Origin of the sequence: Micrococcus sp. APC 4021, from assembly GCF_030407635.1 — a bacterium.
GTDB lineage: Bacteria > Actinomycetota > Actinomycetes > Actinomycetales > Micrococcaceae > Micrococcus > Micrococcus luteus.
This window is the reverse complement of sequence record NZ_JASDCZ010000016.1, coordinates 1-22,107: the sequence shown is the minus strand read 5'-3', so window position 1 is coordinate 22,107 and position 22,107 is coordinate 1. Positions and strand designations below refer to the sequence as shown.

Below are 22,107 nucleotides of genomic sequence, written 5' to 3'. Positions count from 1 at the left end.
ACCGGCCCATCGCGACCACGGGGCGGGCACCGATCCGTCGGTGCCCGCCCCGTGGTCGTGTCCGCTCCGCGGTGATGGTGTTCAGCGGCGACTCCGCGCCCGCGCAGCGGTCAGAAGCCGCCGCCCACGGTCCGGCGGCCACCCGCCGTGCGTCGGCCGGCGGCACCGGACCGGCCGCGGGAGGCGAGGGCCCCGCCGAGCAGCCCGCCCAGCAGGCCGGTGCCGAGGCCGCCCGTGGACCGGGCCGAGGGTCCGAAGCCGCCGCGGTACGCACCGGAGCTGCGCCCGCGCGTCGTGCTTCCGGCGCCGCGGCGCGAGAGCTCACGCAGCGCCAGACCGCCGAGCGTGCCCAGGAGGGCACCGCCCAGGCCGCTGGACCGGCGTCCCTGAGAGCGGGCCTGCCGGCCGAAGCCGGGGGACCGGCCGATGTGCGCACCGATGGTGGGTCGGCTGGAGCGGCGGCCACCGCCGCCGAGAGTGCGGGTGAGGCTGGAGAGGATGCCCATGGTGTCCTCCTCGGACGTCGTGCCGGCCACTCGTGCGTGGCCGGTCGGGTGCGCCTCAACCTAGGCGCCGACCCCCGCACGGTGTCCAGACCGCGCCTCCTCATGCATCGAGGCGGGATATCCACCCCACGGCCGCCCGCGGCAGCCGGATGGGGTCGATATCCCGCCTCGAAACGCGCGGGCGGGGGCGTCAGTCCTGGAGCGGGGAGGTCTTCGGCTCGTCCCTCCAGAGGGCCACGTTCCGCGCCTCGGGCAGGTCGGAGATGTGGAAGCCCGGATCCACGCCCGCCTTGAGCTTGCGCTCGTAGTCCCGGAGCAGCTTCACGGCCAGCCCGCCCAGCGGGATGATCGCCACGAGGTTGATGGTCGCCATGAGGGCCGCGAACGTGTCCGCGAGGTTCCACACCAGCGCCACGGAGCCCAGCGCGCCGCCGACCACGCACACCAGCACGAGCACGCGGAACACGCTGATGGCCCGACCCGCGTGGCGGCCGGCCAGGTACCGGATGTTGGCCTCACCGTAGTAGGTGTTGCCCAGCACGGAGGACCAGGCCAGGAAGAAGATGATGACGGTCAGCGCCGGGCCGGCCCACGCGCCCACGGCCTGCTGGAGCGCACCCTGGGTCACCTGCATGCCGAGCGCCTCCCCGCGTCCGTAGGCCGGGTTGGAGAGCAGGATGACGAACGCGGTGGCCGAGCACACGATCAGGGTGTCGAAGTAGACGCCCAGGGACTGCACGAAGCCCTGCTTGGCCGGGTGGGAGACGGCCGCGGTGGCGGCGGCGTTCGGGGCGGAGCCCATGCCGGCCTCGTTGGAGAACATGCCGCGGCGCACGCCCTGCATCACCATCGTCATGCCGACGGCGGCGCCCGCGACCTCGCGCAGGCCGAAGGCGTGGCCCACGATCAGCGCGATCATGCCCGGGACCTCGGTGATGTTGACGACCATCACGATCAGGGCCAGGAAGATGTAGAACGTGGCCATCACGGGGACCAGCACGTTGGTCACGGCCGAGAGCCGGCGCACGCCGCCGAAGATCACGAGGCCGGTGAGGGTGGCCAGGCCCAGGCCCACGATCCACGCGGTGGTGGAGGACGCGCCCCAGTTGGCCTGCACGGACTCGGAGATCGAGTTGGACTGCACGGCGTTGAACACGAAGCCGTAGGTCACGGTGATGGCGACGGCGAACACGGCCGCCAGCCACTTCGCGCCCAGGCCGTCGCGGATGTAGTACGCGGGGCCGCCGAAGTAGCCGTCCGAGCCCTTCTGCTTGTACAGCTGGGCCAGCGTGGACTCGACGAACGCGGTGGCGCCGCCGATGATCGCCAGCAGCCACATCCAGAACACGGCGCCCGGGCCGCCGATCACGATCGCGATCGCCACGCCGGCCACGTTGCCGGTGCCCACGCGCGAGGCCGCCGAGATGGTGAAGGCGCGGAACGGGCTCACGCCGTCGTTCTCGAACCCGGTCTGGGACTTGGCCGTCACCGACCGCAGCATCTCCGGGAGCATGCGCACCTGCACGCCCACGGTCCGGATGGTGAACCACACCCCGGCCACGAAGAGCAGCGCCATCACGACGTACCAGTACTTGTCATTGAGGGCCGTGATGGCCGCTGTGATCTGTTCCACTGTCGCTTCCACAGCCCCACCCTAGAGGCTGGGGCGGAGGACGGGGAATCGGGGGCCGGGGTCAGCCGGCGGCGTCGTCCTCGACGCGGAGCTGGATCAGCTGCCCCATCCGCTCGGGCAGGTCCCCCTCGGGGGTGCCGACGCTGGCGTGGCGGGCGGCGGCCCGGGCGAGGTCGTCGGCCAGTTCGTTGCCGTGCACGCCCACGTGGCCCTTGACCCACGTGGTGTCCACCTGGACGTCCGCGGCCTGCGCCAGGTCGACGGCGGCCAGCAGGCGCCGCAGGGTGCGGCGGATGCGCTCGCCCCGGGCGCCGCCGAGGGTGAGCCGCTCGCGGCGGGCGGCGTTGAGCAGGGCCAGCGCGGCGCGCGAGTCCGAGTGGATGGTGACCCGGCCGCCGGGGGTGCCCGCCCACGCGCAGATCACGTGCCCCAGCACGAGCGCCTCGAGTTCCACCTCGAGCGGCATCGTGGCCCCGGCCACGGCCTGCACGGCCCACATGCTCGGCCCGGCGACGGCGGCCGCCCCGCCGATGCGGGAGCCGCGCAGCACGGAGCCGTCCACGTACACGTCCGTCACGTCCGCCTCGTCCGCGAACGTGAGGCTGTGGGTCACCCCGGGCAGGTTGCGGCGCAGGAAGCGGTCCGTGCGGCGGCGGGAGAGGAAGACGCCGGAGGAGCGGCGCAGCGCGTCCTCCTCCTCCTGGGCGGCCTCGATGGCCTCGAGCGGGATCCGGGCCGCGCCCGTCTGGGCGACCGTCTCCGGGTCCACGTCCGGCAGCAGGTAGCTGGAGCGCTGCGTGCCCACGGGGGACTCGTCGAGCCGGTAGGAGACCACGCGCGTGTCCACGGGGGCGAGGACCTCGAGCAGGGAGAGCAGCTCGGCGTCCCGGTCCGAGCGCAGCCGCACGATCACCGGGCGCTCCGGTGGCAGGTCGACGGTGACGGTGGACCAGAAGGCGCTCAGATGCGCCGTGCCGACCATCCCGGTGTAGACGTGGCCGCGGACGTCGTCGCCGAGCTCGCGCAGCTCGAGCTCGCGGGCCACGTAGACGATGCCCCCCGTCGTCGGGTGCAGGTCCAGGCGGAGGGCGGGGCCGTGGTCCACGCCGGGCAGCATGGCCAGCGGGCTGGCCACCACGCGGACGCCGTCCCGGCGGATCCGGGTGCGCGGCGGGGAGGGGCGGGGGACGACGGGGCCGGTGCGCGTGAGGTCGACGCCGTTCCGGTCCCGCGGGGTGCCCCGAGGCCGGCGGGCACGGACCACGCGCAGCGGGCGGTGCTGCTCCTCCGCCTTGGCGCCCGGGCCACGGAAGTCCCAGCCCACGTCGACGAGCGCCGCGGGGTGTGCGGGCTCGACGTCGTGATGCAGCGTCCGGTCCACGACCGTCCGCGGGTGGTTGATCCGTGCTCCCATGGCTTCGCCGGCTGTGTCGAAGGGGACCGCGCCGGAACTGTGAGCCGGGTCCGGCGGGCCATGCTGGTCCTGCGGCGGTCGGGCGGGATCGCCGTGGACGAAGGGGACGACCCGTCCCGACCTGTTCTGCTCTGGGCGACCTTACCGAGCGCACCTGTGAGGAGGCAGGTCTCCTCTCCTCGGCCTCCCGCGCGGCCGCGTCGGACGAGGCGTCAGAGCGGGTCCGTGCGGTGCCGCTGCACGTCCGGGCCGGTCGGCACGCCGAGCGCCTGCGCCTGCGCGCGCTGCTGCCGCAGGGACACGGTGCCCAGCAGCAGCGCCAGGGCCCGCTCCCCGTCCTCCGGGGTGTCCGCCGCCTCGGTGAGCAGACGGTGCAGGCCGAGGCCGCCCAGCCCGAGCGCGAGGGCGGAGAGCACCACGTCCGCCCCGTCCCGGTGCCGCAGCAGGGCGGCCTCCGCGGCCTCGGCGCGGCCCGCCAGGTCCGTGACGCGGCGGGCGCGCACGGTCTCCTCCGCCTCGGCGACGATCCGGTCCGCCACCCGCGCCAGCAGCGACTGCTTGTCCGGCACGTGCCAGTACAGCGCGGAGGCCTGCACGCCCAGCACCGCGGCCACGCGCCGCATGGACAGGTCGCCCATGCCGAAGTCCTGCAGGATCCCGACGGCGGCGTCCACCACGTCCTGGGCGGTCAGCCGGGGGCGGGGTGCGGGCGGGGTCATGCCTGAGAGGCTACCGCCGGGCCGTCCTCCTCCGCCGCGATGCGTCCCCCCGCGCCGAGGCGCACGGTGCGGTCGGCCATCACGGCGGCCTCCGCGAGGTCGTGGGTGACGACGACGCCGGTCGTCCCCGCCGCCCGCAGCACCGCCCGGATGTCCTCGGCCAGGCGCCGGCGCAGGTCCGCGTCGAGCGCGGACAGCGGCTCGTCCAGCAGGAGCACCCGCGGGGCCGGGGCCAGCGACCGGGCGAGCGCCACGCGCTGGGCCTGCCCACCGGAGAGTCGCTGCACGGGCCGGTCCGTGAGCTCGGTCAGGCCCACCAGGTCCAGCAGCTCGGCCACGCGTGCCCGCCGCCGGGCCCGGTCCCAGCCGGCGGACTCGAGGCCGTACGCCACGTTCCGGCCCACGGTCCGGTGCGGGAACAGCTGCCCGTCCTGGAACACCATCCCCACGCCCCGGCGGTGCGTCGGCACCGCCGCCACGTCCCGCCCGTCGAGCTCCACCGTGCCCGCCACGACGTCCTCGAGCCCGGCGATCCCGCGCAGGATGGTGGACTTGCCCGAGCCGGAGGCGCCCACGAGCGCCACGATCTCCCCGGCGGCCACGTCCAGGTCCGTCCCCCGCACGGGGGTGGAGCCGTCCGGGTAGCGGATCGCCACATCCCGCAGCCGGAGGGAGGCCCCCGTCGTCGTCGGCGTCATCAGAGACCTCCCGCCCCGGCCGGGCCCCGGGGGCGCAGCCGCTCGCACACCAGCATGATCCCGGCGCTCAGCACGGCCAGCACCGTGGCCGCCGCGAGCGCCATCCCGTAGTTGTCCGCGCCCGGCCGGCCCAGCAGCCGGGCGATCAGCACCGGAAGGGTGGGCGCGGACGGGCTCGCCAGGAAGCTCGTGGCCCCGAACTCGCCCAGGGACACCGCGAACGCGAAGCCCGCCGCCACGCCCACGCCGCGGGCGAGGAACGGACCGTCCACCGTGGCCAGCACCCGCCACGGGCCCGCCCCGAGGGTGCGCGCGGCCTCCCGCAGCCGCGGGTCCACCGCCGCGAGCACGGGCACGAGCGCCCGCACCGCGAGCGGCAGCGCCACCACCGCCTGGGCCAGCGGCACGAGCACGCCCGAGGCCGCCAGCTCCGGGAACGCGGCCCGCAGGGACACGACGAAGCCGAAGCCCACGGTCACCGCGGACACCCCGAGCGGCAGGAGCAGGGCGCCGTCGAGGGCCCGCTGGGCCGCCAGCGCGGCGCGTGAGCGGAAGGGCCGGGTCAGCAGCAGCGCCAGCGGCACGGCCACCACGAGCGTCACGAGCGTGGCGTCCACGGCCACCCGCAGGGACTGTTCGAGCGCCTGGGCCGGCGTCGACCCGCCCACGAACCCGCTGCCCGCGCTCGTGGACAGCAGCCGGTAGTTGCCCAGCCCCCAGCCGTGGCGGGTGTGGAAGGAGCGCACCACGAGCGTGAGGATCGGGGCCACCACGAGCGCCACCACCGCGAGCATCACGGCCACCGGGACCGCGTCCGCACGCGTGAGCCGGGCCGGCGGCGTCTCCCGCAGGCGCAGCGCCCGCTGGGTGCGCGCCGCCGTCACGCCGGAGACCACGACGGCGGCCAGCACCACCGCGAACTGCAGCACGGAGAACACCGCCGCGGTCCGCAGGTCCAGGTAGACGGAGGTCTGCACCCAGATCTCCGACTCGAGCGTGCCGTAGCCGGGCCGGCCGAGCGTCTGGACGATGCCGAACGCGGACGCGCAGAACAGGAACACCAGCGCCGCGCTCGCGGCGATCGCCGGGGCGAGCTGGGGCAGCGTCACGGTGCGGAACGCCCGCCACGGCGAGGCGCCCAGGGTGCGGGCGGCCTCGGTCTGGCGCGGGTCCAGCGCGTTCCACAGCGCGCCCACCTGGCGCACCACCACGGACACGTTGAAGAAGACCATGGCCAGCACGACGGCGGTGGTCGTCTGGTCCAGCCCGGTGAAGCCGAGCGGTCCGCCGGGGGCGAGCAGGGCGCGGAACGCGACGCCGACCACCACCGTGGGCAGCACGAACGGCACGAGCACGAGGGCGCGGAGCACGGCCCGCCCCGGGATGCGACGCCGGTGCAGCACGAACGCGGTCGGCAGGCCGAGCGCCACCGAGACCACCGTGCCGGCGGCGGCCATGCCGAGCGTCTGGCCGAGGATGCGCCACGTGCGCTCGCGGGCGAGGGTCTCCCCGAAGGCGGTGAGGTCCACGGCGCCGGTGAACGCGTCGGCGTCGCCGCCGATCCCGCGCCAGAGCATGGCCGCCACGGGCCACGCGAAGAAGACGAGCAGGAAGGCGACCGGCAGGACGGCGGCCACCAGCCACCACGGGCCGAGCCCGTCCCCCCGGCCGCGGGCCCGCCGGCGCGGCAGGTCCGTGCCGGGGGCCGCGACCTCGGTGAGCGCGGACATCAGCGCCGGGAGGCCTCGGACAGGGCGGTCCACTCCTTCAGCAGGTCCTCGCGGCGCTCGTCGATGCGGGCGGGGTCCGGGGTGATGGCGTCCTCGACGAGCGGCGCGTTCTGCGCCCACTCCTCGGGCAGCTGCACCGACTCGTCGATCGGGTACATGTACATCGACTCGGGCAGGGCGGACTGGACCTCCTCGGTGAGCATGAAGTCCACGAACGCCTGCGCGCCCTCGGGGTTCTTCGCGCCCTCGAGCACGCCGGCGTACTCGACCTGCGGGGTGCAGGAGTCCTCGATCACCTCGGTCTCGGGGGCGAACGCGGGGGAGGAGGAGTAGGAGAGCACCACCGGGAACCGACCCTTGCCCTCGCCGCCGGAGAAGTCCGAGTTGTAGGCGTCGGACCAGCTGTCGGCGACCTTGCCCCCGTTCTCCATCAGGCCCCGCCACCAGTCCTGCCAGCCGTCGTCGCCGTACTTCTCCGTGGTGGCCGCGAGCAGCGCCAGGCCGGGGGAGGAGGCCACGGGGGAGGTGGCGACCGTCAGCTTCGCGTACTCGGGGTCGTCGAGCTGGTCGATCGAGGTGGGGGCCTCGACGTCGTGGGCCTCGAACCATGCCGGATCCGTGTTGAAGCACACCTGGCCCTGGTCCACCGGGGTCATGCGGTCCTCCACCATCCGGTCCTGCGCGGAGGCGGGCAGGTCCTGCGGGGTGTATTCGGCGACGACGCCCTCGCGGACGAGGCGGTGCGCCGAGTGGTCCTCCACGCCGTAGACGCCGTCCACGGTGGGCTCGTCCTTGGCCAGCAGGAGCTGGTTCACCACGCTGCCGGCGTCGCCGGGGGCCGTGGTCTTCAGGGTGTAGCCGGACTCCTGCTCGAACTTCTGGACGAGCTCCTGGGGCAGGTTGAACGAGTCGTGCGTCATGATCGTCACCGTCGTCGGCTCGCCGCCGCCGGCGCCGGAGGCGGACGACGACGCCCCGTCGCCGGACGAGCCGGACACCGAACAGCCGGTGAGGGCGAGGGCGGCCACCGAGAGGGCGGCGAGGGCGCGGTGCGGGGTGCGGGACATGGCGGTTCTCCTCTGGGACGGCGGAGGGGCCGGGACGAGGCCGCCACCGGAATCCCGGGACGACGTCGACCGGGAGACTCGACTTCCTTCGCCGGTGCGGACCGGAGCAGGTTCGAGGGTCTGCGGCGGACCGCACTCTCAGCGCCGCGCGGGCGCTCCCCTGTCGATGTGGACTGGTCCCGACCCTACCCCGTCCGGCCCGCGCATAGACTGCCCGCGTGAGCGCCGCACAGCCCGCGGGGGTGACCCCGCCGCCCGCCTCGTCCAGCCCCGCCTCCGACTGGGACATCCGCCGCCCCCACCGCATGTGGCCGCGCATGCTGGTGATCGTCCTGACGCTCGCGGGCCTGGTGCTGGTGGTGCAGTTCTTCCAGGGGATCGCCTCCATCGCGGCGCCCGTCTTCCTGGGGCTGAACCTCGTGATCGTGGCCTACCCCCTGCAGGCCTGGCTCATCCGCCGGGGCCTGCACCCCGTGCTCGGGGCCGCCACCACCGTCCTGCTGGTCGTCGCGGTGATGGCCGTGTTCGGGGGCATGATGGTGTGGTCCGGCCTCGAGCTGGTGGCGGAGCTGCCGAAGTACGCGGACCGCTTCCAGCAGATCGTCCTGGACGTCTCGCACTGGCTCAACGAGCGCGGCGTGACCCCGGACATGGTGTCCCAGCAGCTGGCCTCGATCGACATGAGTGCCGTCACCGGGACGGCCGTCAGCGCCATCACGAAGATCGCCACGAACGTCTACGCGGTCTTCGGCCTGCTCGTCACCGTGATCATGGGCATGTTCTTCCTCGCGATGGACTCGATGGACGTCGAACGCCGCGTCCGCCTGCTCAGCACCGCCCGCCACGAGTTCGGCCACGCCCTGGTCGAGTTCGCCCAGGGCGTGCGCCGCTACTGGGTGGTCACCACGGTGTTCGGCCTGATCGTGGCGGTGCTGGACGTGATTGCCCTCATGCTGATCGGCGTGCCGCTCGCGCTCGTGTGGGGCGTGCTCAGCTTCCTCACCAACTACATCCCGAACATCGGCTTCATCATCGGCCTGCTGCCGCCGGCCGTCCTGGGCCTGGCGGCGGGCGGCTGGTCCGACTTCCTGTGGGTGGTGGTCAGCTACTCGGTGCTGAACTTCGTGCTGCAGTCCGTGATCCAGCCCAAGGTGGCCGGCGACGCGATCGGCGTGATCCCCACCGTCAGCTTCCTCTCCCTGCTCTTCTGGGCCTGGGTCCTCGGCCCGCTCGGCGCCATCCTCGCGCTGCCCTGCACGCTGCTGGCCAAGGCCGTGCTGATCGACGCCGACCCGAACGCCCGCTGGATCAATGCGCTCATCGCCTCGGACCTGAAGGGGATGGAGCGCCGTCAGTCCTCGCTCCTGGAACGGCTGCGCCCGGCGGCCTGGCGCTCCGACGCGCACGGGGGAGATGAGGACCGCGCCCCCGCGGACGGCGGGGACGACGACGGCCCCGCGACGGAGGAGGTCACGGGCGGGGCTGGAGCAGCACCAGGTCGTTGAGCGCGCCGGCCAGCCGCAGCAGCGGCGGGGCGGGGAACGACAGCTGGGGCAGCCCCGGGTGCAGTGCCGCGCACGCGGCGGCCGCGGCCTCCTCGCCCGCGGCGTCCTCGAACGCCGGCCGCAGCACCGCCGCGCCCAGCGGCAGCGTGTCCAGGAGGGAGCGGGGGCCCCGCTCGGCCGGGTCGTACTCGGCGGGCTGCGCCGCCCCGGTCACCGTGCGCACGCGCAGGGGCCGGCCGCCGGCGTCGTCGGCGCCCTGCAGGAAGCGCAGCGCCGCCGCCGCGTAGGGGTGCTCGGGGTGGAACCGGTCGCCGCGCCAGTGCACGGCGGCCTCGCCGTCGCCCCCCAGCCGCACCCACGAGGCCAGGTGGCCGGGCCCGCCCCACGGCCCGGTGTCCGGCCGCGGTGCCGGCGGCACCCACAGCACCCGGGTGATCCCCAGCAGGGCGGCGAACTCGGCGGCCACCTGGCCGGGGGTCCACGCGCCGTTGATCCGCCCGTCCAGCACGGGGTCCGCGGCCACCACGGCCGTCCCCTCGCCGTCGGTCACCCAGGCCCCGCGCGGGGCGCACAGCAGGGGGGTGAGCAGCGGCAGTCCCGCCGCCTCCGCCACGGCCGTCGCGGCCGCGCCGTCGAGCGGCCCGGTCCCGGTCAGTCCCGCGGCGCTGCGCCAGGCGACGGCGGCCAGGCCCTCGGGGCGGCGGACGAAGCTCGGCCCGGTGCGGCCCAGCAGCGGTGAGCCCACGGGCGCGCGCAACAGGTCCACCTCCGGGGGCACCAGCCGCGCCGCCCCGGCGTCGCGCGGGTGGGCGAGCACGGTGACCGGCAGCACGGCGGCGAGCGTCTCGGCCAGGCCCACGACGGCGTCCCGCGTCTCCTCCAGCAGCGTCGGCACCGGGTGGCGGTGGGGCAGGACGAGCCAGGCCCGCTCGGGCGGGTCCTCGGGTCCGGGCACGGGCACGACGAGGTCCCGGCGCTCCCGCGCGTCGGTGGGGGCGGGGTCGACGGCGGCCATGGCGGACGGGCTCCTGGGAAGACGGCGGCGACGCGCGGGCGCGCGGCGAGGGGATGTCCATCGAGCATAGGCGTCTGACAGGAAGCCGCGGCGGTTTGACCTGTGACCCGGAACACGTGCAGAGTGCGGCCATGACCGCGATGTTCTCCGCCCAGGACCATGACGATCTCGACCGGGTCCTCGGCGCGACCGGCGGGATCCCCGACCCCGCCGACCTGCACGCCCTCGCCGACGATGCCGTCGTGCAGGTGCGGCGCTGGCTCGCCGAGTCCCGGGACCACGAGGCCGACTTCGCGGCCCGCCAGCTGGCGGGCGCCCTGAAGGAGTCGGGCGGACTCGACTTCATCGTGCGCTTCGTGGACCACGTGGTCCGCCCCGAGGACCCCGCGATCGCCGCCCGGGCGCTGCGGGAGCTCGCCGGCCGCGCCCCCGGCTTCCTGCCCCCGGCCCTGCGCGCCGTCCTCGGCGTCGGCGGCCGCGCCGCCCCGCTCGTGCCGCGCATCGCCGTCCCCACGGCCCGCCGCGTGCTGCGGCACATGGTCTCCCACCTGATCGTCGACGCGCGGGACCGACAGCTCGGCAAGGCCATCGCGGCCCTGCGCGACGAGGGCACCCGGCTGAACATCAACCTGCTGGGCGAGGCGATCCTCGGCCAGGGCGAGGCGGACCGCCGGCTCGAGGGCATCGCCGCGCTGATCCGCCGCGACGACGTCGACTACGTGTCCGTGAAGGTCTCCGCCGCCACCGCCCCGCACGCGCCCTACGCGTTCGACGAGGCCGTCGCGGACATCACCGAGCGGCTCACCCCGCTGTTCGAGCTCGCCCGGGATCGGGACACCTTCATCAACCTGGATATGGAGGAGTACCGCGACCTCGACCTCACGCTCAACGTGTTCACCGCCCTGCTCGAGCAGCCGGGCCTGCGCGACTACGAGGCCGGCATCGTGCTGCAGGCCTACCTGCCGGACGCGCTCGCGGCCATGGTGCGCCTGCAGGAGTGGGCCGCGCGCCGCGTCGCCGCCGGCGGCGCCCCGGTCAAGGTGCGCGTGGTCAAGGGCGCCAACCTGCCCATGGAGCGGATGCAGGCCTCCCTGACGGGCTGGCCGCTGGCCACGGTGGGCTCGAAGCAGGAGGCGGACACCAACTACAAGCGCGTGCTCAACTACGCGCTCACCCCGGAGCATCTGGCCCACGTGCGCATCGGCGTGGCCGGGCACAACCTCTTCGACGTCGCCCTGGCCCACCGGCTGATCGAGCGCCGCGGGCTCGACCCGGCCGCGGTGGAGTTCGAGATGCTGCTCGGCATGGCCACCGGCCAGGCCGCCGCCGTCCGGGCCGACGTCGGCGCCCTGCTGCTCTACACGCCCGTGGTGCGGCCCGAGGAGTTCGACGTGGCGATCTCCTACCTCGTGCGCCGCCTCGAGGAGGGCGCCTCCCCGGAGAACTTCATGTCCGCCGTGTTCGACCTGGACGCGGACGCGGACCTGTTCGCCCGCGAGGAGGAGCGCTTCCGCGCCTCGCTGCGCCACCTGGACGCGGCCGTGACCCGTCCGAACCGCCTCCAGGACCGGTCCCGCGGGGAGGACGGGCCGACCCCCGCCCCCGTGGACGGCTTCGCCAACACCCCGGACACGGACCCCGCGCTGCCCGGCAACCGGGAGTGGGCCCGCCGGATCCTCGCGGCCGTCCCGGGCTCGGACCTCGGGACGGACACCGTCCGCGCCCACCGCGCCACCACGGCCGACGACGCCCGTGCCGCCATCGCCGCCACCGCCGACCCCGGCGCCCGCTGGGGCGCGCTCACCGGCCACGAGCGCGCCGACGCGCTGGACGCCGTCGGACGGGCCCTGCACGCCGGCCGGGCCCGCCTGCTGGAGGTGGCCGCCGCCGAGACCGGCAAGACCCTGGACCAGGGCGACCCCGAGGTCTCCGAGGCCGTGGACTTCGCGCACTACTACGCGCGCCTGGCCCGCGGCCTGGACGCGGTGGAGGGCGCCCGCGCCGTGCCCGTCCGCCTGACCCTGGTGATCCCGCCGTGGAACTTCCCCGTGGCCATCCCGGTCGGGGGCGTCCTTGCCGCGCTCGGCGCCGGCTCGCCCGTGGTGTTCAAGCCGGCCCCGCAGTCCGAGCGGACGGGCGCGGTCGCGTGGGAGCTGATCGTGGCCGGGCTGCGGGACTCGGGGCTGTTCGACGACGGCGGCCCGCTCGCCGGGCACGACCCCGCGGACCTCGTGCGCCTGGTGACGCTGGCGGACGAGGACGAGGCGGAGGTCGGCGCGGCGCTCGTGACCGACCCGGCCGTCGAGCGGCTCATCCTCACCGGCAGCTGGGACACCGCACGGCTGTTCAAGGGGATGCGCCCCGACCTGCACCTGCTCGCCGAGACCTCCGGCAAGAACGCCGTGATCGTGACCCCGTCCGCGGATCTGGACCTGGCCACGAAGGACGTGGTCCAGTCCGCGTTCGGTCACGCCGGCCAGAAGTGCTCGGCGTCCTCCCTCGTGGTGCTCGTCGGCTCCGTGGGCACCTCCGAGCGCTTCCACCGGCAGCTGCTGGACGCGGCCTCGTCCCTGCACGTGGCGCACCCCGTGGACCCGCGCGCCGAGATGGGCCCCGTGATCGAGGCCCCCGGCGAGAAGCTGCGTCGCGGGCTCACCGAGCTCGGCCCGGGGGAGCGGTGGGCCCTGCGTCCGCGGCAGCTGGACGAGACGGGTCGCCTGTGGAGCCCGGGCATCCGCTCCGGCGTCCGCCCCGGCGCCGACGCCCACCTCACCGAGTACTTCGGCCCCGTGCTGGCCGTGATGACGGCCGAGACGCTCGAGGAGGCGATCGGGATCGTGAACGCCGTGGATTACGGCCTCACCTCCGGGCTGCACTCGCTGGACCGGGAGGAGATCGACGTGTGGCTGCGCGGCGTGCGCGCCGGCAACCTCTACGTGAACCGCGGCATCACCGGGGCCATCGTGCGCCGCCAGCCCTTCGGCGGCTGGAAGCGTTCCGTCGTCGGCCCCACCACGAAGGCCGGCGGGCCGCACTACCTGCATGGCCTCGTGGACTGGGAGGACGCGCCCACGTGGGCCGGGGGAGAGGGACGGCCCGGGGCCGAGGCCGACGGTGCGGGCGCATCCTGGCTCGAGACCGCCCGCGCCCTCGACACCCACGCGTGGACCACCGTGTTCGGGGTGGCCACGGACGTCTCCGCGCTCGAGGCCGAGCGGAACGTGCTGCGTCACGTCCCCACCCCGGTCCTCGTGCGCCGGCACTCGGGGCCCGCCGACCACCTGCTGCGCATCGTCTCCGCCGGCCTGCGCGCCGGGGCGCCCATGACCGTGAGCCTGCGCCCGACCCCCACCGCGGAGGGGCCCGACGCGGACGGGCTCTCGGCCGAGGCCGTGCGCGGCCGGGTGGAGGAGCTGGTCCGGTCCGTCCGCACGGAGGGTGCCGGCACGTCCGCGCCGGTGGACGTCGTCGTCGAGGACGACGCCGCGTTCCACGACCGCGCCCGGCGGCTGGCCCTCATCCCGCCCGCAGCGGAGGGCGGCGGCGACGCACGGATCCGGCTCGTCGCCGACTGGGCCGGCGACCGGGAGGCGGCCGAGGCGGCGCGGAGCGCGCTCCACGCGGCGCTCGGCGACACCCCCGACGTGGCGGTCTACGCTGGCCCCGTGGTGAGCGCCGGCGAGGTGGAGCTGCTGCCGTTCCTGCACGAACAGGCCGTGTCCGTGACCGCCCACCGGTTCGGCACGCCGGACCATCTGACCGAGGGGGTCCTGTGACCCCGAGGAGGAACATCCGATGCATCTGATCCCCCGCACGATCTGGGTCGTCGCCCGCGCGCGTCGCCGCCCGCGCGCCGGACTCTGGGAGCCGACGACGCTGCCGATGCGCGCCCTGCCCACGGACGTGGACATGGCCCTGCACGTCAACAACGGCCAGTACTTCGGGCTGTTCGACCTCGGCCGCTTCGACGCGATGGTCCGCACCGGCCTGTGGGACGAGATCCGCCGTCGCGGCTGGACGCCTGTGGTGCAGGCCGAGCAGATCGCGTTCCGCCGCTCGGTGACCCTGGGGCAGCGGTTCGACGTGGAGACGCGGATGATCGGCCTGGATGAGCGCGCAGTGTGGTTCGAGCAGCGCGTCGTGGTCGACGGCGACGTCGCGGTGCGCGCGTACATCTGCACGCGCCTGCGCAAGAAGGACGGCCGCCCCGTGGAGAACGACGAGGTCCGGGCGATCGCGGCGGCGGCCGGCCACGACCTCGCGGGGGAGCCGACGCTGCCGGAGTGGCTGCACGAGTGGCGGCGCAGCGTGGCCCTGCCGTCGGCCCGGACGCCCCTGCCCCACACGTGGGACCTCGATACAGTGCGGCGAGGATGAACGTTCGAGTGATATGGGGCACGATGGTCGGGTGAACAACAGACTCCTGATCGTCGCGACCCTCTCGCTGGCCGCGCTCGTCGTCGTGCTGGTGGCCGCCATCGGCGGCGGCGCGTGGTGGGTGCTGGCGGTGCTCCTGGTGGCGCTGCTCGTGCTCGCCGTGTGGGACATGACCCAGAAGCGGCACGCGATCCTCCGCAACTACCCCGTGCTCGGCCACATGCGGTATCTGCTGGAGTCGATCCGCCCCGAGATCCAGCAGTACTTCATCGAGCGCAACTTCGACGGCAAGCCGTTCGACCGGGACACCCGCTCGATCGTCTACGCCCGTGCGAAGGGCCTGGACAGCCACAAGGCGTTCGGCACCGAGCGGGACACCTCGGAGATCGGCTACGAGTTCCTGTTGCACTCCACCGCCCCGGTCAACCCGCCGGAGGAGCCCCCCACGGTGCGGATCGGCGGCCCGGACTGCCGCCGGCCCGTGGACATCTCGCTGATGAACATCTCGTCCATGTCCTTCGGCTCCCTCTCCGCCAACGCCGTGATCGCCATGAACAAGGGCGCCGGCCTGGGCGGGTTCATCCACGAGACCGGCGAGGGCGGCCTCACCAAGTACCACCGCGGCAACGGCGCGGACCTGTTCTGGGAGATCGGCTCCGGCTACTTCGGCTGCCGCAACGAGGACGGCACCTTCAGCCCGGAGAAGTTCGCCGAGAAGGCGCTGCTGCCCGAGGTCAAGGGCATCACCATCAAGATCTCCCAGGGCGCGAAGCCCGGCCTGGGCGGCATGCTGCCCAAGGAGAAGATCTCCCCCGAGATCGCCGAGGCCCGTGAGATCCCGATGGACAAGGACTGCCTGTCCCCGGCGTCCCACTCCGCGTTCCGCACCCCGCGCGAGATGGTCAGGTTCATCGAGCAGCTCCGTGAGCTCTCGGACGGCAAGCCGATCGGCATCAAGTTCTGCGTGGGCTCCCGCGTGGACGTGCTGGCCATGACCAAGGCCATCTGGGAGGAGCGGATCGCCCCCGACTTCATCATCGTGGACGGCTCCGAGGGCGGCACCGGCGCCGCCCCGCTCGAGTACTCGGACCGCGTGGGCACCCCGCTGACCGAGGGCCTCATGCTCGTGCACAACGCGCTCGTGGGCACCGGCCTGCGCCACATGATCAAGCTCGGCGCGGCCGGCAAGGTCGCCACCGGTTCGGACATCGTCAAGCGTCTGATCCAGGGCGCGGACTTCACCATGTCCGCCCGCGCGATGATGATGGCCACCGGGTGCATCCAGGCGCAGAAGTGCCACACGAACGAGTGCCCCGTGGGGGTGGCCACGCAGGACCCGCGTCTGATGCGCGCCCTCGACGTGGAGGACAAGGGCAACCGCGTCTTCAACTACCACCGCCTGACCGTGCGCGAGGCCGTGCAGATCATGGCGTCCATGGGCCTGACGCATCCGTCCCAGCTGAACACCCGCATGCTGCGCCGCCGCGTGGACCACCTGAGCACCCGCTCGTACGCGTCCATCTACCACTGGCTGCGCACGGACGAGCTGCTCAACGACCCGCCCGCCGGCTGGGCCATGGACTGGGAGGAGGCGGACGCGGACCACTTCGGCGAGCACGCCCGCGTGGACTACCTCACCGAGCGCGACCCCCAGTGGCGCTCCGAGCTGCTGATCCCGGGCCGCAAGGCGGCCGGCGCCCCCGTGCAGGGCTCCCCCATCTCCGGGACGGGCTCCACGCTCGTCGACGCCCGGCAGACCGAGTCCGTGCCGCTGACGACGTCGCCGATGCCGCGCGTCAGCTCGTTGGGTGAGGGTGAGTCGCTGTCCCCGCACGGCGGCCGTCGTCGGGCCCCGCAGGATCCGGCACCCGCCGCCACCGCCGGCGAGACGCCCACCGACGAGAACGAGGGCCTGCCGGCGGAGGCCGGCGAGCGGCCCGAGCGCCAGGACGGCGAGGAGGTCACCCAGCGGGGGACCACCGGCCGCGTCGAGGGCGAGCACCGCGGCGAGGGCCGCGTCGGCTGACCCACCCCCGCAGTCACCCCCGCTTTCGAGGCGGGAAATCCACCTCACACGACGCCCCCGGGCGCCCATGAGATAGATTTCCCGCCTCGTCGCGTGAGGGGTCGTAGCCTGGGGCCGTGACCCTGCCCGCCCCCGCCGCTCGCCGCCCCTCCGCGGCCCTGCTGTGGGTGCTGCTGGCGGCGATGGGCGCCGGGCCCCTGTTCAACTACGGCGTCTCCGCCTCCTCCACGGTCGTGATGGAGCGGCTCGACGTCACCTCGGGCCAGCTCGGCACCGTGATGACGGTCGTGTTCGCGGCGGCCGCCGTCACCTCGCTCGGCCTCGGCCGGGCCGCCGACCGCCTGTCCGCCCGCGCACAGCTGAGCATCATCTTCGGCGGCACCGCCGCGGCGCTCGTGCTCGGCGCCGTCGCCCCGTCCCTGCCCGTGCTGTACGCGGCGGCCGCCGTGGCGGGCGTCACGCAGGCCATCTCCAACCCCACCACGAACCGGATCATCCGGACCGTGGTGCCGCCGGAGAGGCGCATCGGGTGGGTCGGGGTGAAGCAGTCCGGCGTGCAGGCGGCCCAGCTGGTCGGCGGCCTGTTCTTCCCGGCCGCGTCCCTCGCCCTCGGCTGGACGGGCGCCGCGCTGGGGGCCGCGGTGCTCATCGGGGCGCTCTGGGTGCTCGCCCTGGTCGCCGCCCCGCCGCTGCCCGGGGCGCCGCCGCCGGCCACCGGCCCCGTCGGCGGGCGACGACGGCGGGACACCTCGCCCCTGCCGGCCACGGTCTGGTTCTTCGCGGCGATCGCGTTCCTCACCGGCCTGGGCATGCAGGCCACGAACACCTACCTGCCGCTTTTCGCGGTCGAGACGCTGGGAATGACGCTCGTGGCCGGCGGCGCCGCGGCGGCCGTGTCCGGGGTGGTGGGGGTGCTCTCCCGGATCGGGTGGAGCCGGCGGATGAGCTCCGGAGACCGGCCCACCACCCTGCTGGCCGTGATCTGCCTGGGTGCGGTGGCCGGCGTCGCGGTGTTCCTCGCCGCGGACCTGCTGGACCTGCCGGCCCTGCTGTGGGTGGGCGCCGCGGTGCACGGCCTGACGGTGCTGGGCGCCAACGTGGTGATCAACGCGGGCCTGTTGAGCGAGGTGCCGGCCGAGCGGCTGGGCCGTGCGACCGGGGCGAACTCGATGGGCATGTACGCCGGCTTCGCCCTGGGCCCGCTGCTGATGGGCCTGCTGCGCGACGTCACGGGCGACTACCGGGCCGGCTTCGCGGTCGTCGCGGCCGGGTATCTGCTGGCCCTGGGCGTGGTGCTGCTGTTGCGTCGCCACGTGGGTCGGCGGGGCGCGGCCTGACGCGCAGGGCCAGGACGAGGCCCACCCCGGAGGACCGCGCCTCAGCGACATCACCGCAGTGCAGCCCTGCGGTGATGTCGCAGCGCCGCGGTCGAACGGGCGTACGGCGGAGTGCGGCGCAGTGCGCGGCGGGGCGTGGACGCCTGACACACGACGACGCCCCCGGTCCGTGTGGACCGGGGGCGTCGGAAGCCGTGCGTCAGGCGAAGATCAGAGCTTCGTCACGTTGGCGGCCTGGAGGCCCTTGGGGCCGTCCTGGGTCTCGAACTCGACGCGGTCGTTCTCCTGGAGCTCCTTGAAGCCGTTGCCCTGGATGGCGGAGAAGTGCACGAACACGTCCGCGGAGTTGTCCTCGGGGGCGATGAAGCCGTAGCCCTTCTCAGCGTTGAACCACTTGACAGTACCGACAGCCATGATGGTGTCCTTTCGATGTGCCCCCGCGGTGCGGTGGCGGTGTTGGACCGCGGCCCGGATGTGGGACGCGGGTGAAGCGGCGAGACTGAACCGCTTGCCCAACACTCATCGACGCCGGCGATGCCGGGCTGACGAGCAGTGAAGATGGCGGGATACAGCTTGATCAACTTCAGGCTCCATCATTGCACGGATCTCGCCGACCGGGAACCAGGGGCCCGATTGTTCACCTGGAGTTCGCTCAGAGCGCGCGCAGGCCGTGGAAGAGATTGCGGTGCAGGGCGGCCGGGGGAGCGGCGTCCGTGTGATCCGCGAAGGCCGTCACCTCCAGCAGCACCACCGTGTGGTCGCCCGCCGGGACCTCGGCGTGCACCCGCGTCTCGAGCCAGAGCGAGGAGCCCCCGATCAGCAGGGCGTCGTGCGGGCTGCGGTGCACGTCCAGACCGGCGAAGCGGTCGCCCTCGCGGGAGGCCAGCTGACGGCACAGCGGCGTCTGGTCCGCCGCGAGCAGGGAGACGCCGATCGCCCCGGCCCGGCGCAGGCGCGGCCAGGTGCGGGAGCTGTTCTGTGCGGAGAAGGACACGAGGGCCGGCTCCCAGGAGATGCCCACGCCGAAGGACGAGGACACCATCACCTCGGGGACGTCGTCGGCGAGGCCCGCCAGCGCGACGACCCCGGTGGGGAATGCCGAGAGGCCGGAGCGGAGGTTGCCGAGGGACAGGTCGGTGTCCCACGCGGCGGTGTGGGGTTCGTGGGTCAGGGTCATGGCGCGCGTCCTCTTCCGATGACTGGCGCGGCTCCGCAGACGGCGGGAACGCGGATCGCCCGGATCCGCGGAGGCGCGGTACTTGCCCGTCGGGGTGTCCGAGGGGCCGAATCATCACCTGGAGCACCCCACTACTGCGTGAGAGGGTTGCCGTCCCGCCGGCCAGGGCCGTGAATGACGGGAACTCGTGATTCTGGGGATCAGCCTACGGAGGGGTCCGTGGGGTGGTCAAAGCGCGGCGGTCGCGCGGCGTCATCCGAGCTGCCCGATGTGATGCTTGACACACCGCGCATCGCCAGCCAGGATCAAGCCACTCGAGAGGGGGGCTCGAGACCGCAGCCCGCGGCCCCGCAATCGGTTCTCTGAGAGGGATCGGATCATGCGGATGGATATCGAGAAGAAGCGTGCGGCATTGTCGGCCGCCGTGGTCGTCGCGGCTCTCCTCGGTATCGCCATCTCGGGATGCTCCGCTTCCCCGGGCAGCGTCTCCTCCACCGCGAAGGCATCCACCGCTGCGGCGTCCTCCGTCACCGTGACGTCAGCGGCCCCCTCAGCAACCCGGTCGGCCTCCGCCACCGGTTCGTCCGCGTCGTCACCCGCCGGTGAAGAAGCACTCCCCGCCGCGCTGTTCGAGGAGGACGGGATGACGTTGGTCGAGTACACGCGCCGGCATCCGGATGCGGACCATCTCGACCCGGAGAAGGAGTCCGTCCTGGAGGAGGCGGTCGGGACGGGCACACAGCAGATCACCGTGGACGCCCAACAGGGTGCGGTCCTTCGGGTCATCGTGCTGTGTCCTTCGGATGCCACCGGTGAGACGGAGATCCGGACCTCACGGGGCGGCGGGGGAACGAAGACCTGGATGGCCGGGTCGGAGGCGCTGTGCGGCGGCTGGTCGGCGGCGACTCCCCCCGTGGATGAGGCGGGGCCGATGACGTTCACCGTCACGGTGGACAACGACAAGCCGTTCCGGATGGTGCTGACCGCACCCTCCGCATGAGGCCACCATCACGACGGCGGATGACGGCGCGGGGAGGACTGAGTCGCTCAGCGTCGGTCGCGGCCGCGCAGCGCGTCCAGCTGCCGGCGGTCACGCTTGGTGGGCCGGCCCGCGCCGCGCTCGCGGTACGGCACCGCGAGCAGCTCACGCGGCACGGGCGGCGGGGAGTGGTCCACATACTGCTGCCGGGCCACGGGGGCACCCACCCGCTTGGCGATCAGCCCCGTGACCTCGAGGATCCGCTCGCGTCCGTCCTGGCGCACCCGCACCCGGTTCCCGACGACGACGGGCGTCGCCGCCTTCACGGGCTCGCCGTCGATGCGCACGTGGCCTGCGCGCACGGCCGCCGTGGCCGCCGACCGGGTCTTGTACAGCCGCACGGCCCACAGCCACGCGTCGATGCGGACGCCGCTCACGCCCGCCCCCTCACGCGAAGCGGGCGCGGATCGCGGCGCCGTGCGCGGGCAGGCGCTCGTCCTCGGCCAGCACGCCGATCCCGTCCGCGACCTCCTCGAGCCCGGTCTCCGTGTAGCGGATGCGCTGCTGCAGGCGCAGGAACGTCACGGTGTTCAGACCGGAGGAGTGCCGGGCCGTCCCCGAGGTGGGGAGCACATGGTTGGACCCGGCCGAGTAGTCGCCCAGCGGCACGGGGGCGTACGGGCCCACGAACACGGCGCCAGCGTTGCGGATGCGCCCCACGAGGGCCTCGGGGTCGCGCGTCTGGATCTCGAGGTGTTCGGTGGCGTAGCGGTCGGAGACCTCCACGGCCTGGTCCATGTCCCGCACCAGCAGCACGCCGGACTGGGGGCCGGTGAGGGCCTCGCGGATCTGATCCTCGTGGAACGCCCCGGGCACCTGCGCCTCGATCGCCGCCTGCACGTCCCGGAGCAGGTCCTCGGAATCGGTGATGAGCACGGAGGCGGCCAGCGGGTCGTGCTCGGACTGGCTGATCAGGTCCGCGGCCACCCAGTCGGCGCGGGCGGTGCCGTCCGCGATCACGGCGATCTCGCTCGGCCCGGCCTCGGCGTCCACGCCGATCACGCCCTGCAGGGCGCGCTTCGCGGCGGCCACGTACACGTTGCCGGGCCCCGTCACCAGGTCGACGGGCGCGCAGAGCCACCCGCCGTCGTCGTCCTGGACGCCGTGCGCCAGCATGGCCACGGCCTGGGCGCCGCCGGCCGCGTAGACCTCGTCCACGCCCAGCAGCGCGCACGCGGCGAGCACGGTGGGGTGGGGCAGGCCGCCGTGGTCCCGCTGCGGGGGCGAGGTCACCGCGAGGCTCCCCACGCCGGCGGCCTGCGCGGGCACCACGTTCATCACCACCGAGGAGGGGTACACGGCGCGGCCGCCGGGCACGTACAGGCCCACGCGGCCCACGGGGATCCAGTGGTTCTCCACGACGGCGCCCTCGCCGAGCTCGACCGTGGAGTCCTGGGGGTGCTGGGCGTCGTGCACGAGCCGGGCCCGGTGGATCGACTCCTCCAGGGCGGCGCGCACCCGCGGGTCGAGCCCGGCCAGGGCGGCCTCGAGCGCCTCGGCGGGCACGCGCAGGGCGGGCGGACGGACGCCGTCGAACCGCTCGGCCAGCTCCAGCAGGGTCTGCTCGCCGCCGTGGCGGACCTGCTCGATGATCGGGGCGACCACCGGCACCACGGAGGACACGTCCACGTTCGCCCGCGGGATGATGCGGGACAGGTCCGCGGTGGCGGTGTCGAGTGGGCGCAGGTCGGTGACGGAGAGCACGGATTCCTCCAGAGGGGCGGTGGCGGGCCGGCGGGACGGGGCACGACGACGGCCGGGCCCGGACCGCGCGGACGGTCAGGCTCCATTGTGCTCTTCTCCGGGGTGCGTCCGGGGGCGGGTGTCAGACTGTCGTCATGGTCTTCCCCGTCCTGCCCGCCCT

Annotated in this window: 18 protein-coding genes and 2 riboswitches; of the genes, 6 read left to right on the top strand and 12 right to left on the bottom strand. The window is 74.1% G+C overall.

The features are described from left to right. Positions 1-110 precede the first annotated feature (110 nt). From QL983_RS02830 to QL983_RS02800, 7 genes are all read right to left on the bottom strand, one after another. Positions 111-506, bottom strand: a complete 396-nt coding sequence (locus tag QL983_RS02830) for a hypothetical protein (RefSeq protein WP_049146465.1) — start codon at positions 504-506, stop codon at positions 111-113. Between the two features lie 190 nt (positions 507-696). Next, positions 697-2,139 (bottom strand): alanine/glycine:cation symporter family protein, encoded by a 1,443-nt coding sequence (locus QL983_RS02825; protein ID WP_230297337.1) that lies wholly within the window; start codon positions 2,137-2,139, stop codon positions 697-699. Positions 2,140-2,200: 61 nt separating this feature from the next. Beyond that, complete coding sequence (locus tag QL983_RS02820; RefSeq protein ID WP_113913859.1) at positions 2,201-3,553, bottom strand: RNase H family protein; 1,353 nt, start codon at positions 3,551-3,553, stop codon at positions 2,201-2,203. Positions 3,554-3,765: 212 nt separating this feature from the next. After that, on the bottom strand, positions 3,766-4,272 hold the full coding sequence (locus tag QL983_RS02815; RefSeq protein ID WP_010080165.1) for a TetR family transcriptional regulator: 507 nt from the start codon (positions 4,270-4,272) through the stop codon (positions 3,766-3,768). Next, positions 4,269-4,970: an ABC transporter ATP-binding protein gene (locus tag QL983_RS02810; RefSeq protein ID WP_036316162.1), complete on the bottom strand. Its 702-nt coding sequence runs from the start codon at positions 4,968-4,970 to the stop codon at positions 4,269-4,271. The genes QL983_RS02815 and QL983_RS02810 overlap by 4 nt, the downstream gene beginning before the upstream one ends. Beyond that, positions 4,970-6,700 carry an iron ABC transporter permease gene (locus QL983_RS02805; RefSeq protein ID WP_041102656.1) on the bottom strand — a complete coding sequence of 577 codons (1,731 nt, stop codon included), beginning with the start codon at positions 6,698-6,700 and terminating at the stop codon, positions 4,970-4,972. Before QL983_RS02805 ends, QL983_RS02810 begins: the two co-directional genes overlap by 1 nt. Beyond that, positions 6,700-7,767: a thiamine ABC transporter substrate-binding protein gene (locus QL983_RS02800; RefSeq protein WP_144825960.1), complete on the bottom strand. Its 1,068-nt coding sequence runs from the start codon at positions 7,765-7,767 to the stop codon at positions 6,700-6,702. Before QL983_RS02800 ends, QL983_RS02805 begins: the two co-directional genes overlap by 1 nt. A gap of 66 nt (positions 7,768-7,833) precedes the next feature. Then, positions 7,834-7,939, bottom strand: a riboswitch (TPP riboswitch). A gap of 46 nt (positions 7,940-7,985) precedes the next feature. Here QL983_RS02800 and QL983_RS02795 point away from each other — a divergent pair. Continuing rightward, on the top strand, positions 7,986-9,272 hold the full coding sequence (locus QL983_RS02795) for an AI-2E family transporter (protein ID WP_144825959.1): 1,287 nt from the start codon (positions 7,986-7,988) through the stop codon (positions 9,270-9,272). On the opposite strand, the gene QL983_RS02790 is transcribed toward QL983_RS02795, so the two are convergent. Continuing rightward, positions 9,238-10,287, bottom strand: coding sequence for an agmatine deiminase family protein (locus QL983_RS02790; RefSeq protein WP_145950681.1), 1,050 nt, complete (start codon positions 10,285-10,287; stop codon positions 9,238-9,240). The genes QL983_RS02795 and QL983_RS02790 overlap by 35 nt on opposite strands. Before the next feature lie 131 nt (positions 10,288-10,418). Here QL983_RS02790 and QL983_RS02785 point away from each other — a divergent pair, with 131 nt between their 5' ends. The 4 genes from QL983_RS02785 (at position 10,419) to QL983_RS02770 (ending at position 18,027) form a co-directional block, all read left to right on the top strand. Then, positions 10,419-14,063 (top strand): bifunctional proline dehydrogenase/L-glutamate gamma-semialdehyde dehydrogenase, encoded by a 3,645-nt coding sequence (locus QL983_RS02785; RefSeq protein ID WP_230297333.1) that lies wholly within the window; start codon positions 10,419-10,421, stop codon positions 14,061-14,063. Positions 14,064-14,082: 19 nt separating this feature from the next. After that, the gene (locus QL983_RS02780) at positions 14,083-14,664 is read left to right on the top strand and encodes an acyl-CoA thioesterase (protein WP_036316171.1); all 582 of its coding nucleotides are present in this window, start codon (positions 14,083-14,085) and stop codon (positions 14,662-14,664) included. Between the two features lie 13 nt (positions 14,665-14,677). Beyond that, entirely contained in the window at positions 14,678-16,690 is a 2,013-nt protein-coding gene (locus QL983_RS02775; RefSeq protein WP_070709275.1) for an FMN-binding glutamate synthase family protein, read from the top strand. 116 nt (positions 16,691-16,806) lie between these two features. Beyond that, entirely contained in the window at positions 16,807-18,027 is a 1,221-nt protein-coding gene (locus tag QL983_RS02770) for an MFS transporter (RefSeq protein WP_041102662.1), read from the top strand. Positions 18,028-18,237: 210 nt separating this feature from the next. Here QL983_RS02770 and QL983_RS02765 read toward each other — a convergent pair whose 3' ends face one another. After that, positions 18,238-18,441: a cold-shock protein gene (locus QL983_RS02765; RefSeq protein WP_010080175.1), complete on the bottom strand. Its 204-nt coding sequence runs from the start codon at positions 18,439-18,441 to the stop codon at positions 18,238-18,240. Between the two features lie 238 nt (positions 18,442-18,679). Continuing rightward, complete coding sequence (locus tag QL983_RS02760; RefSeq protein WP_078025502.1) at positions 18,680-19,204, bottom strand: flavin reductase family protein; 525 nt, start codon at positions 19,202-19,204, stop codon at positions 18,680-18,682. A 73-nt stretch (positions 19,205-19,277) separates the two neighbouring features. After that, a riboswitch (SAM riboswitch) is annotated at positions 19,278-19,397 on the bottom strand. Between the two features lie 192 nt (positions 19,398-19,589). On the opposite strand from QL983_RS02760, the gene QL983_RS02755 reads away from it, so the two are divergent. Further along, positions 19,590-20,204, top strand: a complete 615-nt coding sequence (locus QL983_RS02755; RefSeq protein WP_230297332.1) for a hypothetical protein — start codon at positions 19,590-19,592, stop codon at positions 20,202-20,204. Between the two features lie 47 nt (positions 20,205-20,251). Here QL983_RS02755 and QL983_RS02750 read toward each other — a convergent pair whose 3' ends face one another. Next, positions 20,252-20,620, bottom strand: a complete 369-nt coding sequence (locus QL983_RS02750; protein WP_002855797.1) for an RNA-binding S4 domain-containing protein — start codon at positions 20,618-20,620, stop codon at positions 20,252-20,254. Positions 20,621-20,630: 10 nt separating this feature from the next. Beyond that, on the bottom strand, positions 20,631-21,947 hold the full coding sequence (gene hisD / locus QL983_RS02745) for a histidinol dehydrogenase (protein WP_230297331.1): 1,317 nt from the start codon (positions 21,945-21,947) through the stop codon (positions 20,631-20,633). Positions 21,948-22,107: the final 160 nt, after the last annotated feature.